This window comes from Actinoallomurus sp. NPDC050550 (genome assembly GCF_040655075.1).
Lineage (GTDB): Bacteria > Actinomycetota > Actinomycetes > Streptosporangiales > Streptosporangiaceae > Actinoallomurus.
Map to the genome: position 1 here is coordinate 108,654 of NZ_JBFAJC010000030.1, position 14,997 is coordinate 123,650.

The 14,997-nt window shown below is 70.5% G+C and carries 14 protein-coding genes; 10 read left to right on the top strand and 4 right to left on the bottom strand.

Features of this window, described 5'->3' with window-relative positions; translation table 11 throughout:
• The 7 genes from alc (at position 1) to AB0I04_RS33860 (ending at position 5,633) form a co-directional block, all read left to right on the top strand.
• Positions 1 to 1,038 (top strand): allantoicase, encoded by a 1,038-nt coding sequence (gene alc / locus AB0I04_RS33830; RefSeq protein WP_360893823.1) that lies wholly within the window; start codon positions 1 to 3, stop codon positions 1,036 to 1,038.
• Between the two features lie 87 nt (positions 1,039 to 1,125).
• Positions 1,126 to 1,428, top strand: a complete 303-nt coding sequence (locus tag AB0I04_RS33835) for an urease subunit gamma (RefSeq protein ID WP_360893825.1) — start codon at positions 1,126 to 1,128, stop codon at positions 1,426 to 1,428.
• A 55-nt stretch (positions 1,429 to 1,483) separates the two neighbouring features.
• Positions 1,484 to 1,786 carry an urease subunit beta gene (locus AB0I04_RS33840; protein WP_360893828.1) on the top strand — a complete coding sequence of 101 codons (303 nt, stop codon included), beginning with the start codon at positions 1,484 to 1,486 and terminating at the stop codon, positions 1,784 to 1,786.
• Positions 1,779 to 3,476: an urease subunit alpha gene (locus AB0I04_RS33845; RefSeq protein WP_360893830.1), complete on the top strand. Its 1,698-nt coding sequence runs from the start codon at positions 1,779 to 1,781 to the stop codon at positions 3,474 to 3,476. Before AB0I04_RS33840 ends, AB0I04_RS33845 begins: the two co-directional genes overlap by 8 nt.
• Positions 3,476 to 4,183, top strand: coding sequence for an urease accessory UreF family protein (locus AB0I04_RS33850; protein WP_360893833.1), 708 nt, complete (start codon positions 3,476 to 3,478; stop codon positions 4,181 to 4,183). Before AB0I04_RS33845 ends, AB0I04_RS33850 begins: the two co-directional genes overlap by 1 nt.
• 26 nt (positions 4,184 to 4,209) lie before the next feature.
• On the top strand, positions 4,210 to 4,863 hold the full coding sequence (gene ureG, locus AB0I04_RS33855) for an urease accessory protein UreG (protein ID WP_360893836.1): 654 nt from the start codon (positions 4,210 to 4,212) through the stop codon (positions 4,861 to 4,863).
• Entirely contained in the window at positions 4,860 to 5,633 is a 774-nt protein-coding gene (locus tag AB0I04_RS33860) for an urease accessory protein UreD (RefSeq protein ID WP_360893839.1), read from the top strand. The genes ureG and AB0I04_RS33860 overlap by 4 nt, the downstream gene beginning before the upstream one ends.
• A 263-nt stretch (positions 5,634 to 5,896) precedes the next feature.
• Here AB0I04_RS33860 and AB0I04_RS33865 read toward each other — a convergent pair whose 3' ends face one another.
• Both AB0I04_RS33865 and AB0I04_RS33870 read right to left on the bottom strand, forming a co-directional pair.
• Complete coding sequence (locus AB0I04_RS33865) at positions 5,897 to 7,654, bottom strand: hypothetical protein (protein WP_360893842.1); 1,758 nt, start codon at positions 7,652 to 7,654, stop codon at positions 5,897 to 5,899.
• Positions 7,655 to 7,819: 165 nt separating this feature from the next.
• Complete coding sequence (locus tag AB0I04_RS33870) at positions 7,820 to 9,331, bottom strand: PucR family transcriptional regulator ligand-binding domain-containing protein (RefSeq protein ID WP_360893845.1); 1,512 nt, start codon at positions 9,329 to 9,331, stop codon at positions 7,820 to 7,822.
• Positions 9,332 to 9,425: 94 nt separating this feature from the next.
• Here AB0I04_RS33870 and AB0I04_RS33875 point away from each other — a divergent pair, with 94 nt between their 5' ends.
• From AB0I04_RS33875 to AB0I04_RS33885, 3 genes are read left to right on the top strand one after another with little or no spacing between them, the layout of a single operon-like run.
• Positions 9,426 to 9,887: a deaminase gene (locus tag AB0I04_RS33875; RefSeq protein ID WP_360893848.1), complete on the top strand. Its 462-nt coding sequence runs from the start codon at positions 9,426 to 9,428 to the stop codon at positions 9,885 to 9,887.
• Positions 9,884 to 10,852 (top strand): 2-oxoglutarate and iron-dependent oxygenase domain-containing protein, encoded by a 969-nt coding sequence (locus AB0I04_RS33880; RefSeq protein WP_360893851.1) that lies wholly within the window; start codon positions 9,884 to 9,886, stop codon positions 10,850 to 10,852. The genes AB0I04_RS33875 and AB0I04_RS33880 overlap by 4 nt, the downstream gene beginning before the upstream one ends.
• A gap of 30 nt (positions 10,853 to 10,882) precedes the next feature.
• Positions 10,883 to 12,283 (top strand): cytosine permease, encoded by a 1,401-nt coding sequence (locus AB0I04_RS33885; protein WP_360893854.1) that lies wholly within the window; start codon positions 10,883 to 10,885, stop codon positions 12,281 to 12,283.
• 341 nt (positions 12,284 to 12,624) lie between these two features.
• On the opposite strand, the gene AB0I04_RS33890 is transcribed toward AB0I04_RS33885, so the two are convergent.
• Together AB0I04_RS33890 and AB0I04_RS33895 are read right to left on the bottom strand one after the other, a co-directional pair.
• Positions 12,625 to 13,554 carry a hypothetical protein gene (locus AB0I04_RS33890; protein ID WP_360893857.1) on the bottom strand — a complete coding sequence of 310 codons (930 nt, stop codon included), beginning with the start codon at positions 13,552 to 13,554 and terminating at the stop codon, positions 12,625 to 12,627.
• A gap of 569 nt (positions 13,555 to 14,123) precedes the next feature.
• Positions 14,124 to 14,744: a hypothetical protein gene (locus AB0I04_RS33895; protein WP_360893860.1), complete on the bottom strand. Its 621-nt coding sequence runs from the start codon at positions 14,742 to 14,744 to the stop codon at positions 14,124 to 14,126.
• Positions 14,745 to 14,997: the final 253 nt, after the last annotated feature.

Here is a 14,997-nt window from a genome sequence, read left to right on the forward strand (position 1 = left end):
ATGGCCGATTTCACCTCGTTGCCGGATCTGGCGGTCCGGAACCTTGGCGGCTCCGTCCTCGCCGCGAGCGACGAGTCCTTCGCGGAACGGGAGAACCTGATCAACCCCTGGGCGGCCAGGCATCAGGCGGAGACCTTTGGCCGGAAGGGCCAGGTCTACGACGGCTGGGAGACCGCCCGGCGGCGGCCGTCCGCGCTCGGGCTGGAGGTCGACGACCGCGGCCACGACTGGGCCCTGGTCCGGCTCGGGCTGCCCGGCGTGATCCGGGGGGTCGTCATCGACACCGCCTGGTTCCGGGGGAACTTCCCGGCCTACGCCTCGGTCGAGGCCTGCGCGGCGGAGGGCCATCCGTCGGCCGAGGAACTGGCCGCCCGTGCCTGGGTGGAGATCGTGCCGCAGAGCCCGCTGACCGGGGACGCAGAGCACCGGTTCGCGGTCCTGGCAGCGCGGCGGTTCACCCATGTCCGCCTGAACATCTTCCCGGACGGCGGTGTCGCGCGGCTTCGCGTGCACGGCGAGGTCGTCCCGGATCCGCGGCTGCTGACCGGCCTGACGGTGGACCTGGCCTCGCTGGAGAACGGCGCACGCGTCACGGACTGCTCGAACCTGTTCTACTCCGCGCCGGAGAACATCCTGGCCCCAGGCCTGCCACGCCACCAGGGCGAGGGCTGGGAAACCGCGCGGCGGCGCGACGACGGCAACGACTGGGTCACGGTGGAACTGGCCGCCCCCGGCAGGCCGAGGCTGGTCGAGATCGACACCACCCATCTCAAGTACAACGCCCCAGGCTGGGCGGCGCTCTCCGGCCGGGACACCCGGGTGTCGGAGGAGTGGGCCCCTCTCCTGCCGCCCACCCGGATCCAGCCGGACGGCCGCCACCACTTCCGGCTCGACTCCACCGCCCCACCGGCCGAGGTGACGCACGTACGGCTCGACATCTACCCCGACGGCGGCGTGGGCCGGCTCCGTGTCTGGGGTGAGCTGACGGCCGACGGCGAACGGGCCCTGCGCGACCGCTGGGACGCCTTCGATGCCTGACTCCGCGGCGGCCGGCTCACGTGAAGTTCCTGTTACATCCATGACCGGCCCGTTCCCACGGGCTCGAGCGAGAGGTAGCGTCCACCTGTGCTGATCAGCCCACACGAGCAGGAGCGGCTGCTGATCCACGTGGCGGCCGGCCTCGCCCGCGACCGGCGCGCCCGCGGGTTGCGGCTCAACCATCCCGAGGCGACCGCGGTCATCGCCTCCTATGTCCTGGAGGGCGCCCGCGACGGGCGGAGCGTCGCCGAGCTCATGGAGACCGGGCGCACCGTGCTCACCCGCGAGGACGTCATGGAGGGGATTCCGGAGATGCTCGACTCCGTACAGGTCGAGGCGACCTTCCCCGACGGCACCAAGCTCGTCACCGTCCACCGGCCGATCCCGTGACGCCCCCTCGCCCGAGGCGGGGAGGCCACGCGGGTTCCGCCAGAGGGAGGTTCGAATGAGCGCCGGATCCGTCCCGGGCGAGATCGTGGCCGGAGAGGGCCGGGTGGAGCTGAACCCGGGCCGTCCACGTACGACGCTCACGGTCGTCAACACCGGAGACCGGCCGGTGCAGGTCGGCTCGCACTATCACTTCGCGCAGGCCAACGACGCGCTCGACTTCGACCGGGAGGCCGCGCGCGGCCACCGGCTCGACGTGCCCGCGGGCACCGCAGTGCGGTTCGAGCCGGGGATCGCCCGCGAGGTGTCGCTGGTGCCCTTCGCCGGGCGCGCGGTCGTACCGGGGCTGCGCCATGACTGACATCTCGCGCTCCCGCTACGCCCAGCTGTACGGACCGACCGCCGGCGACCGCGTGCGCCTGGCCGACACCGACCTGTTCATCGAGGTCACCGAGGATCTGTCCCGGGGTGTGGGGGCGGGCGACGAGGCGGTCTTCGGCGGCGGCAAGGTGATCCGCGAGTCCATGGGCCAGGGCATGGCGACGCGCGCCGACGGGGCGCCCGACCTGGTGATCACCGGAGTCGTGGTGCTGGACCACTGGGGCGTGGTCAAGGCCGACGTGGGTGTGCGCGACGGGCGGATCGTCGCGCTCGGCAAGGCCGGCAACCCGGACACGATGGACGGTGTCCATCCCAGCCTGGTGATCGGCCCGTCCACCGAGATCCTGGCCGGCAACGGCAGAATCCTCACGGCGGGGGCGGTCGACTCGCACGTCCACCTGATCTGCCCGCAACTCGTCGACGAGGCGCTCGGCGCCGGTGTCACCACGCTCATCGGCGGCGGCACCGGCCCGGCCGAGGGCACCAAGGCGACGACGGTGACCCCCGGCGCCTGGAACCTGGCCCGGATGCTGGAGGCGATGGATCCCTACCCGGTCAACGTGGCGCTGCTCGCCAAGGGCAACACGGTGTCCGAGGAGGGCATGTGGGAGGCGCTGCGCGGCGGCGCGTCCGGTTTCAAACTGCACGAGGACTGGGGATCGACCCCGGCCGCGATCGACGTGTGCCTGCGCGTCGCCGACGCCTCGGGCGTCCAGGTGGCCCTGCACTCCGACACCCTCAACGAGGCCGGTTACGTCGAGTCGACGCTGAACGCCGTCGGCGGCCGGTCCATCCACGCGTACCACACCGAGGGCGCGGGCGGCGGGCACGCGCCGGACATCATCACGGTCGCCGGGTACCCGAACGTCCTGCCGTCCTCGACCAACCCGACCCGGCCGCACACGGTCAACACGCTCGACGAGCACCTCGACATGCTCATGGTCTGCCATCACCTGAATCCGTCGGTGCCGGAGGACCTCGCGTTCGCCGAGTCGCGGATCCGCCCGACCACGATGGCGGCCGAGGACGTCCTGCACGACATCGGCGCGATTTCGATGATCGGCTCGGACTCCCAGGCCATGGGCCGGATCGGCGAGACCGTCATCCGCACCTGGCAGACCGCGCACGTGATGAAGGGCCACCGGGGCGGCCTGGACGACAACCTGCGCGCCCGTCGTTACGTCGCCAAGTACACGATCTGCCCGGCGATCGCGCACGGTCTCGACGCGGAGATCGGCTCGGTCGAGGTGGGCAAGCTCGCCGACCTGGTGCTGTGGGATCCGGCGTTCTTCGGCGTGCGGCCGCACGTCGTGCTCAAGGGCGGCATGATCGCCTGGGGACAGATGGGCGACGCGAACGCCTCCATCCCGACGCCGCAGCCGGTGTTCCCCCGCCCGATGTGGGGCGCCACCGCGGCCCCGGCCACCTCGGTGCACTTCGTCGCCCCCGCCGCGCTGGACGACGGCCTCGCCGAACGCCTCGACGTGAAGCGGCGCCTGGTCGCGGTCAAGGACACCCGGCGGCTGGCAAAGGCGGACATGCCACTGAACGACGCGCTGCCGGAGATCAAGGTCGACCCGGACACGTTCACGGTGAGCATCGACGGGGACGAGGTCGAGCCCGCGCCCGCCTCCGAACTGCCCATGGCCCAGCGGTACTTCCTGTTCTGATGGACGCCGCGCTGCTGCTGCTCGCCGACTCCCGGCTCCCCGCGGGCGGGCACGCGCACTCGGGCGGCCTCGAGACGGCCGCCGCGACCGGCGTCGTCCACGATCTGGCCACACTCGCCGACTTCCTGCGCGGCCGACTCGCGACCACGGGACTCGTCACGGCGAGCCTGGCGGCGGCCGCCTGCGCGCACGCACGGCCCGGAGCCGGCGCCCGCACGCCACCTGCGGAAACGTCGCCGAGTGACCTCGCCGGCTGGGCCCGGCTCGACGCCGAGGCGGACGCGCGCACGCCGTCGCCCGCGCAGCGGCGGGCCTCGCGGGCGCAGGGGCGGGCGCTGCTGCGCGTCGCCCGCGCCACCTGGCCCGGTCCCGTGCTGGAGAGCCTGGCCGCGGCGTCCGGCAGCCCGCACCATCCGGTCGCGCTCGGCGCCGCGGTCGCCGCCGCGGGCGGCGCTCCGGAACGGGCGGCGCAGATCGCGGCGTACGGATCGGTGACCGGTCCGGCCTCGGCGGCGGTCCGCCTGCTCGGGCTCGACCCCCTGGGCGTGCACCGGGTGCTCGCGGGCCTCGCCGGACGGATCGACGCCGTCGCGGCGGAGGCGGCCGAGGGCGTACGCGCCGGTGACCTGCCCGCGGCCTCCGCGCCCGCGCTGGACGTGTTCGCCGAGCTTCACCAGCAGGCCGAACTTCGCCTGTTCGAATCCTGAGACTGGACACTGAGATCGGAGGCCCCGTGGGACTGGACCACAGCCACGACCCGCACGAGCCGCAGTCGCACCGTGCCCTGCGGCTCGGCATCGGAGGCCCCGTCGGCAGCGGCAAGACCGCCCTGGTCGCCGCGCTGTGCCGCCTGCTCCGCGACGAGGTCGCGCTGGCCGTCGTCACGAACGACATCTACACGACCGAGGACGCCGACTTCCTGCGCCGGAACGGCGTGCTGGACGACGACCGGATCGCGGCCGTCCGGACCGGCTGCTGCCCGCACACGGCGATCCGTGACGACATCTCCGCCAACCTCGACGCCGTCGAGGCGCTGGAGGACCGGCACGGTCCCCTCGACCTGGTGATCGTGGAGAGCGGTGGTGACAATCTCACCGCGACGTTCAGCCGCGGGCTGGTCGACCGGCAGATCTTCGTCCTCGACGTGTCCGGCGGCGACAAGGTTCCCCGCAAGGGCGGCCCGGGGGTCACCACCGCTGACCTGCTGGTGATCAACAAGACCGACCTCGCGGCGTTGGTCGGCGCCGACCTGACCGTCATGGCACGCGACGCCGAACGCGTGCGGGCCGGCCTGCCGATCGCCTTCACCTCGCTGCGAGAACGCCCGGACGTTCCGGAGGTGACCGCCTGGGTCCGCTCCACCCTCGCCGAACACGCACCCGCGTGACTCTGGCCACGGGAGGCCACGCGACCGCTCTCACGGACGCCGGGCGGAACACGGGTGGCCGCACCGGTTTCGCGGCGCGCGCGGCCGTGCGCGCCGAGCGCGGCCCCGGCGGGCGGACCCGCATCACGCGGCTGCGCTCTGACGGTCCGCTCGCACTGCGCGAGTCCGGCGAGTCGGTCTATCTGGTCGGTGCGGGGGCGGGGCCGCTCGGGGGCGACGACCTGGAGCTGACCATCGACGTCGGTCCAGGCGCGCGGCTCGACGTCCGCTCGGCGGCGGCAACGCTCGTCCTGCCGGGACGCCGAAACGCGGGAGCGTCACGCTTGGTCGTACGGGCCGACGTCGCGGCCGGAGCGCGGCTCGTCTTCAGTCCCGAACCCGTGATCGCCGCGGCCGGCTGCGACCACCAGGCGCGTGCGGAGGTGACGCTCGCCGAAGGCTCGGAACTGGTGTGGCGGGAGGAGATCGTGCTGGGCCGCCACGGTGAGCCCGCCGGCCGCTATGTCGGCCGGTTCGATGTCACGGTCGGCGCGGAGCCGCTGCTCCGCCACGAGTTGCGGATCGACGAGGACGCCACGAGCGGCGCCGTGCTCGGCGACGCGGGGGCCGTCGGCACCCTGCTGATCACCGGCGTCACCGCGGAGCCGTACGCCGACGAAGGGCTGGCCGTGCTGCCGCTCGCCGGCCCCGGCGTCCTGGTGACGGCCATGGCCGCCGACACCGTACGGCTGCGAGAGCGATTGGAACGGGGCCGCCGCCTCCTCACCTGACGCGAGCCCTCCGGTCGGCCCGGCGGACGCCGACTTGCGCGAGGAGCGCGGGCGGGCATCTGCCGGGCGTCCCGAGGAGCGCGGTGCGTGGCGTCCCACTCCGCGAGCGGCCGATGGTATGGGCGGATTAGGTGGTCGAGGTGGCCGCTTCCGCCGTGGCGGGTGAGTTCCAGGTCGAGCGCGAGCGTCCCGGTCGGCGAATGGTGTGCACCGACCGGGACGCCGGGGCTGCGGCGGGTGGGGGGAATCGCCGGTGGCCGCGCTCAGTCCTTCTGCTCGTCTTGGGTCGGTGCGCTTCTTGCGCTGACGGTGGGCATGGCGACGTCCACGGGTCCCGCGCTCCTGCTCTTGCACTGGTCGTGGCAGTTCTTCTCCAGGCTGCAGCAGAGCGAGCAGATGGTCCCTGAGTGGAATGGGCACCCGGCGATGTCGGGACGTTCGAAGACCTCTTGGCAGACGGTGCAGGTGAGGGTGGCCGCGGAGGGCAGTCCGTCGACGAAGAGCGGCTCGGGCAGGTCGTCGGTTCGGGCGATGTAGTACCGGCCCTTCGTCGCCACGGCGAGAACCGGAGAGAGGACCATCGCGATGCCCAGGGCGATGAAGGGGGAGAAAGCCTTGCCGTACGGTCCGAAGGCGTTGAAGTACGCCAGGATGGAGACGGCCGAGGCGACGAGCATGGAGCCGAAGCCGACGGGGTTGAAGTTGTACAGGTGGGCTCGTTTGAACTCGATGTAGGACGGGCTGAGCTTCAGCGGCTTGTTGATCATCAGGTCGGCGACGACCGCGCCGATCCAGGCGATGGCCACGTTGGAGTAGAAGCCGAGGACCGTGTTCAGGAAGCCGAAGACCCCGCCTTCCATGAGCGCGAGTGCGACGCCGACGTTGAGGAAGATCCATACCACCCGGCCGGGATGCCAGTGCAGCAGCCGGGAGAAGAAGTTGGACCAGGACAGCGATCCGGAGTAGGCGTTGGTCGTATTGATCTTGATCTGGGACAGCACGACGAAGAAGGTGGCCAAGCCCAGCGCGACGGGTGCGGCGAAGGTGCGAAAACCGGCGAGGTACTGCTGGATCGGCTGATCCGCCTTCACCAGGCCGACGCTGTCGGCGATGTAGAAGGCCAGGAAGGCGCCGCCGAGTTGTTTGAACGCGCCGAGGATCACCCACCCGGGGCCGGCGCTGAGCACGGCTGCCCACCACTTGCGGGAGTTCTCCGGGGTCTTGTCGGGCATGAAGCGCAGATAGTCCACCTGCTCGCCGATCTGCGCGATCAGAGAGAGCGCGACGCCTGCTCCGGCGCCCACGCCGAGCATGCTGAACGCGGATCCGGTGGGTGAGTTGCCGGCGAAGTGGGTGAAGCGTGAGAACTTGTGGGGGTCTTGGATGGCGATGGAGATGAACGGCGCGACCATCAGGACCAGCCAGATGGGCTGCGTCCATACCTGCATCTTCGACAGCGCGGTCATGCCGTAGATCACCAGCGGGATGATCGCCAGCGAGGCGATGAGGTAGGCCACGGGAAGCGGAATGTGCAGGCCCAGTTGTAGTGCCTGGGCCATGATCGAGCCTTCGAGGGCGAAGAAGATGAACGTGAAACTCGCGTAGATGACCGAGGTGAGGGTCGATCCCAGATATCCGAAACCGGCCCCTCGGGTCAGCAGATCCATGTCGATGGAGTACTTGGCCGAGTAGTAGGAGATCGGGATGCCGGTGGCGAAGATGACGACGGCGGCGGCCAGGATCGCGATGAGTGCGTTGGTGAAGCCGTTGGAGATGGCGATGGATCCGCCGATGGCGAAGTCCGCCAGGTAGGCGATTCCGCCGAGCGCCGTGGTGGCGACGACATAAGGGGTCCAGCGGCGGAAGGACTTCGGCGCATAGCGAAGCGAGTAGTCCTCGAGCGTGGAGTTCTGCGTCCAGCGGTTGTATCGGCGGGAGGTCGTTCCAGAGACGGTGTCCGGGGGGTTTTCCGATATCTGTTCGGGCGTCGCCGCCGCTGCTATAGACACGTCCGAATCCATGGGGTCAGACGCTAAATATCACCTGTTTCCGCCGACGCCCCGAAAGGTAACGGCCGCGTTTCGCCCGACAGGTCCGTGATGTAGCTACTCGCCGAAATCGCGTCACACTCCGCCTGCCACCTCGCGTGCCGCGCGTCCCGAAGGGCGCTTCGTGCCGACAAGGGATCAGCGGCCGCTGACGCGGTGGGCGGCGGTGGCCAGGAGCAGGGCGGCGTGCACGTCGGGATCGGTGACCGTGTGGCCGAGCAGTGCCTCGATGCGCTGCAAGCGCTGGTAGAAGGACTGGCGGCGCAGGTGGAGCACTGCCGCGGTGCGGGTGGCGCTGCAGCCGTGCAGCAGGAATGTCTCCAGAGTGCGCACCAGGTCCGTACGGTGCGAGGCGTCCCACTCCACGAGCGGGCCGATGGTGTGGCGGACCAGGTGGTCGAGGTGACCGCTCTTTCCGTGGCGGGTGAGTTCCAGGTCGAGGGCGATGGTGCGCGCGCTGATCATCCGGGAGCCTGGCCGCAGGTCCAGGGCGGCCCGGGCGTCGCGCAGCGAACCGCCGAGTTCGCCGACCTCGGTCGCCGGATGCCCGACCGCGATCCGCACCTGCGGCGCGCTCAGCCGACGCAGCGCCTCGTCGAGCGCCTGCTGCGCCGCGCCGACGACGTCGCCGACGCTGCGGGGAACGGCGAGGACGCCCAGGACGAGCCGCGACACCCGGCCGCGCAGCGCGGGCGTATGCAGGACGCGGGCGGCGCGGTCGATGACGGCCAGCGCGGCCGCGGTCTCCAGCGCGTCGGCGGCGAGCCCGATCAGCAGGTGATCCGCCGCTGGACGAAAGCCCGCCAGCGCCGCCCGTATCGACGACTCGGCCTGGCCTTCGGCGGTGCCCTCCAGAAGGTCGGTGAGGAGGGCGGCGGCCAGCCGGTCGGGCTCACGCGGCGGGTCGCCGGTGCGCAGCATCGCCAGCGCCAGCGCGACCGTGGTGCGCTCCAGCGCCACCGCCAGGTCCTCGGTGGGCAGCGGAGAGCCCGGCCCGGCGACCAGTCGTCCCCACGTCGTCCCCAGCACGGTGACCGGCGCCTCGGCCAGCGGCGTCTCCGCGGCCCGCCACGCCTCGCGGTCGCCGGCGACGCCGTGCGCGGCGACCAGTGCTCCGTTCTCGGCGACCAGGATCAACGGCCCGCCCACCACTCCGGCGGCTGCCGCGAGGAGTCCGGGGACGCCGATGCCCGCGATCAGGACGTCGTTGAGCGCGCGGCTGATGGAATCGCCCAGCCGCAGCCGGTGGCCTGCCTGGTCGACGATGCGGGTGTTGGCGACCTCGGCGATCCGGCTGAAGGGGACGACGGCATTCAGGGTGATGAACGGCAGTTCCTGCCGGCGGGCCTCGGCCACCAGTTCGCCCGGCGCCTCGGGGAACGTCCGGCCGAGCTCCAGCGCGACGCCGGCGACGTCGCGTTCGGCGATCTCGCGGAGATAGTGCCGCCGCGCTCCGGCGTCGGTGCCCGCCAGGCCGAGACCCGTGGTCAGCAGCAGTTCGCCACCGGTCAGCAGCGGGCCGATCTCGTAGATCTCGCTCGAGTGCACCCAGCGGACGACCCGGTCGAGCGCGCGCTCGCCCGCGAGCACCACGGGGCGGGCCTCGTGCATCACATCGATCGCGAGAATCTCGCGGAGCGTGAGGGGCATCACACCAGCTCATTACGGATCGTCCACTTCAGAAGCTCATAGTACGGACGTCTTGTCCATTCCCCTTCCCGGGTCGCGCGGCGATAGTGGGCCCATGACCAGTGATGTCGTCGATGACGCTGCGATGCTGAGCGTCGCGCTGGAGGAGGCGCGCGCCGGGTACGCCGAGGGCGGTGTCCCGGTCGGGGCCGCGCTGTTCGGCGCCGACGGGCGGCTTCTCGGGCGCGGGCGCAACCGGCGGGTCCAGGACGACGACCCGTCGACCCACGGCGAGACCGCGGCGTTCCGCGCGGCCGGCCGGCAGCTCACGTACCGCAGCACGACCATGGCCACGACGCTGTCGCCGTGCTGGTACTGCAGCGGGCTGATCCTGCAGTTCGGCATCTCCCGGGTGGTCGTCGGCGAGGCGCGGACGTTCGAGGGCCACCACGAGTGGCTGGCCGGGCACGGTGTCGAGGTCGTCGTGCTCGACGACCTGGAGTGCGCCGAGCTCATGACCGCCTTCATCAAAGAACAGCCCCACATCTGGAACGAGGACATCGGAGAGAGCTCATGAGTACGAGTGGCGTCGTTCCTGTCATCGACCTCACCGCCTGGTTCGAGGGCGACGCCGGCGCCCGGGCGGACGTCGCGGCGCGCGTCGACGCGGCCCTGCGAGAGATCGGCTTCCTGGTGGTCACCGGGCACGGAGTGCCGGCGCCGTTGCGCGAACGGATCCGCGCGGCGGCCAAACGGTTCTTCGCGCTCCCCGACGCGCTGAAGGAACCGTACGCCGTCACGGTCGGCGAGCGCGGCTGGCTGCCGCCCGGCGTCGAGGCCAACGGCTACGCCGAGGGCACACCGACCCCGCCGGACCTGAAGGAGACGTTCGCGGTCGGCGCCGACCAACCGACCGGCGACGCGGAGATCGACGCCGAGTGGTTCCTGCCGAACGTCTGGCCCGCCGAGGAGCCTGAGCTCGAGCCGTCGCTCACCGACTACCTCGGCCGGATGCGGGCGCTCGCCGACGAGCTGCTGACGCTGTGCGCGGCGGCGCTCGGGCTCGCACCGGGCTTCTTCACGGCCCGGACGGGGCACCCGTCGTACACGCTGAACATCAACCGGTATCCGCCGTTGTCCCAGGTGGGGCCGGCCGGGCCGGGGCAGTTCCGCATCGGCCCGCACACCGACTTCGGCACGGTCACGATCCTCGACCGGCAGAACGGCGTCGGCGGCCTGCAGGTGTACAGCGCCGACGGCGGCTGGGTGAACGCACCGTATGTCGAGGACTCCTTCACCATCAACATCGGGGACCTGCTGGCCCGCTGGACCGGTGACCGCTGGCGCTCGAACCGGCACCGGGTCCTGCCACCGGATCCGAGCGCCCCGGACGAGGAACTCGTCTCGCTCATCTACTTCTACGAGTGCGATCCGGGCGCCCTGATCGAGTCCATCGCGCCGCCGATCGGCCGGGTGATCCACGAGCCGGTGCGCGCCTCCGACTACCTCCTCGACAAGCTCAACGCCATCACGGTGGGCTGACCGCTCCCCGCTGGATCGAAAGGCACGCCCATGACGGTGCTCAAGGAGCCTGCGCCCTCCCTGGACGTACGGGAGGGCACGTACGGCGAGAAGGTCGCGGCGGTCGAGCCCGGCGGCGCGGAGTTCATCCCGCTCGCCGAGCGTCACGGCCGACCGCGGCAGCTGCTGTGGACCTGGACGTCGCCGAACCTGGAGTTCGCCACCGTGTTCCTCGGTGTGCTCGCGGTCGCCGCGTTCGGGCTGAACTTCTGGCAGGCGGTGCTGGCGATCATCGTCGGCACGGTCCTCGGCTCGGTCACCCACGGTGTGCTGTCCGCGCGCGGCCCGGCGCACGGGGTGCCGCAGATGGTGCTGAGCCGGATCTCCTTCGGCCACTGGGGCAACGCCCTGCCGGCCGGGCTGAACGCCGTCGTCGCGGGGATCGGCTGGTTCGCGGTCAACAGCGTCAGCGGCGCGCTCGCGCTGAACACGCTGACCGGCTGGCCGCGGGCGCTCTGCCTGGTCATCGTGGTCGTGGTCATGGTGGTCCTGGCCTTCTTCGGGCACAACCTCGTGCACGCCTTCGAGAAGTACGCCCTGCCGGTGCTCGCCGTGATCTTCGCCGTGGCCTCCCTGATCATCCTGGCGAAGTCGCATCCCGGCGCCCCCGGGCACGGCGGTGGCCTGGGCGGCTTCCTGCTGACCGTCGGTGCGACGTTCGGCTACGCCGCCGGCTGGAACCCGTACGCGGCCGACTACACGCGCTACCTCCCCGCGGACAGCAGCCGGAAGGCCGTCGGCCTGTCCGCCGGGCTCGGCGTGTTCGTCTCCTGCATTGTCCTGGAGATCGTCGGGGCGGCGTCCGTCACGATCGGCGGCGACGCGCTGGGCCAGCCCACCTCGGCCTTCACCGGCCACCTCCCGACGGCCGTCGCCGACCTCACGCTGCTGGCGATCGCGCTCGGCGGCATCGCGGCCAACGCGCTGAACGTCTACTCGGGGGCGATGTCCTTCGTCGCCCTGGGCATCAAGCTGCCGATGGCTCTGCGGCGGGCCATCGTCGCCGTCGTGTTCGGCTCGATCGGCTTCGTCGTCGCGCTGTCCGGCCTGCACGACGCCGGGCAGAAGTACGAGGCGTTCCTTCTGGTGATCTCGTACTGGATCGGCCCCTGGCTGGCCGTGTTCCTGCTCGACCAGTATCTGCGACGCGGTACGGACGTGGACGGCCTGCTCTTCGACCGGCGGCACCGCAACTGGGCCGGTCCCGTCGCGATGGTGGTCGGCGTGGTGCTGTCGGTGTGGCTGTTCTCCAACCAGCAGAAGTACGTCGGGCCGGTGCCGAAGCACGTCAAGTCCGTCGGTGACATCGCGTTCGAGGTCGGCTTCGTGATCTCGGCCCTGGTGTACCTCGTGCTGTGGCGGACGAAGGCCAGCCGCGTCAGGGAGGCGTAAAGCAGCTAACGCGAAAGGTCGCCGCCGGGCATCCGGCGGCGACCTTTGCTCGTTGGTCTCTCACCGCTCGAAGGTGCGGCGCGCCTCCTTGGCGGCGTCCTTGGCCTGCTCGCCGACCTGCTTGGCGCCGCCCGCCATGCGGTCCCTGCGCCCCTCGCCCTCGAGTGCTCATGATCACGCGAATGCCAGCACGACCGCATTGCTCACCGGCAAGAACACGTCAGCGGCGCGCGATTGCTCGTGATCATCCGGATCTTACAGAGGAGGAGGGCCTTGCTTGGCCTGCTTGCTTGTAGGACTCGCGGATCAGTGAGCAAATCCTGGTGATTCCGCTCCCGTCGTTACCTCAGCGGGCCGCTGAACATGGCGAATGGCTCGCTTTTGAAAGAATCCGGTGGCATCGATCCCACCGCGATGGTGGCGGAGGTTCCAGGCACGGCCGCCATCGCGGTGACGTCCTCGCTGTCTTTGGGCGCCACACCGACGCACCATCGTTCCCGATCGAAGTAGAGGTAACGGTCGCCGGAGCCGGCGTCCCCGATGGGCGCGAGGAGTCGTAGGCGTCCCGCGGTGTCGGCGGCCGCGTACACGTGCCGTTCGACCGGCCGGCCCGGCAGGGGTGCGGGGAACGCGCTTGCGCTCCAGCGGCGGCCGTTCCAGTGTGCCACCTGGAGCCGCGAGGACGTGCAGACCAAGACAGGTGTGGCATCGTGCATTTGCGCCTTCTCTGTGGAGGCGCACGCATATTCCGGCAGCCACGCGTTGCCGGGAGAGGAAGCAACGACGGCTCCGGCCACAGTGTCCGCCGAGGGCAACACCGTGCCCGCCGAGGGCAATACCGTGCGCAGCCACCGACGGCCGTCCCAGTGCGCGGCCAGCGGCCGCCGGTCGTCGGTGCCGGTGGCCCATACGTCGGACGCCGACCCCACGGTCATCCGGTCTACGCCGCAGCCTCGTGCGCACGGCAGCGACTGACGACGCCATCGACGGCCGTCCCAGCGCAGCAGCGTGGAATGCCTTGGTAGCTCAATTTCTATCCCGGGGAAGTAATTCAGCCAGACAGGCCCGCCGGGGGCAGCCGTCAACCGCAACTCATCGGCCGGGCCGGCTCCAGGCAGCGCGCCGAACGGAACAGGCCGCCAGGACCTGCCATCCCAGTGAAAGATCTGGTTGCCGCCATGAACCAGGTCGCCTCCGGCGGCCCAGACATCGGTGGCCGATACCGCCGCCACGTCCTTGAGCAGAACCGACGAGGGCAGCCCCTCGGTCATCTCCGTCCAGCGGCTTCCATCCCAGCGGACCGCATACGGATGGCTGGGCGAACCGGCCTGTCCGGTCCCGGTATGTCCCACGGCGAACACGGCATGCGCATCGGCCGCGGACACATCGTCCAGGCCACCGATGCCCCGAAGCGGCAGTCTCGCCATCCGGTGCCAGGCAGGCGCGCCACCTGGCACCGGAGACACACCGGTCACGCCGCTGGACTTGGCCGACCGGTCGTGCCCCGAACCGCACGCCGTGACCGCACCCGTGATAATTACAGTCACGACGACGCGGGCGCTAACACGACAACTCCGTCGAGACATCCGCTCCCGCCGCTACTCGGTGCAGTTGCACGAGGTGATCGAGGCAGTGCTCGCCGACGGACTCGTCGGCCAGGCCCACACCGCGCCGAGATCTCCTACGCCAGCGTGAGACATTACCTAAACGACGGCATCGCGCTCCTGCACGCCCTCATCCAACTCGCTCAAGGCCACCCCCGGCTCCCCGAAACAGCCTGAGATTCAGCTCACCAAACTGCGGGCAGATGGCAGTTACGTCACTTGCCCAGCGGCACATGTCACTGGAACCGAAAGTTGCTCAGCGCGAGGTATGGGCGTTCGGTAAGGCGATCGTCGGGGTAGTCGCCGGCCGTTGACCGCGCGATCGGCATGGCACTGCCATCCAGGGCCACCCAGACGGTGCTCATGGGGCCCCCGCCCACTTCCAGTTCGACGACCGGCGTATGGCCGATCCGCGAGAGTCCAACCTTCCGGTACGAGCGCGGCGCTTGGCGCAGCCCAGCCGCAAGCTGGCGGGGAGTCACCGCCTGTAGCAGGGAGCGCTGCTGCGCGGCGAGCTGGTCCGACGGCGGTTGGCCGGATTTCGCGCCCACCGTGGTCAGGGTGTCACCATCGAGCCGAACATGGTCTCCTCGAGTCGGCGTATTTCGGTCGTCGATGTCCGCCCAGCCGTCCACGACTCCTCCGTGGTGGGAGATCTGGACGTCGACTGTTGTCGCTCCCTCTTCACCGGACAGCCCCAAAAGTCCCCTGACGTGGTAGGAGCCCACTCGGCCCAGCGCACCTACCGCATCGTTCAGAATCTGCTGCGCAGACTTGCCCCGCACGTTCGAGGCATCCAGCCTGTCCGAAACATGCCCGGATCCATCGCACGCAGCCACGAGCAGGACGGTGGCCACCACGACACTCAACAACGCTCGGCAGCTGAGCATTGGCTCATGCTCCTCCGCTGCCGAACCGAGATCAAATCAGACTGCTAGAGGAGAGCTGACCAGTCACCGACCGAGATCCAAAGGGAGGGTGAGGCGAAAGGTTCGGACGTCACGAACGCTGCTCATGGCACCCCTCTATGTCAAGGGGCTGTCTTCTCCGGTTTTGACGAGGTTGGCCTGCTGGGCTCGTGCGTCCGCGATGAGTTGTCGGTAGAGGACG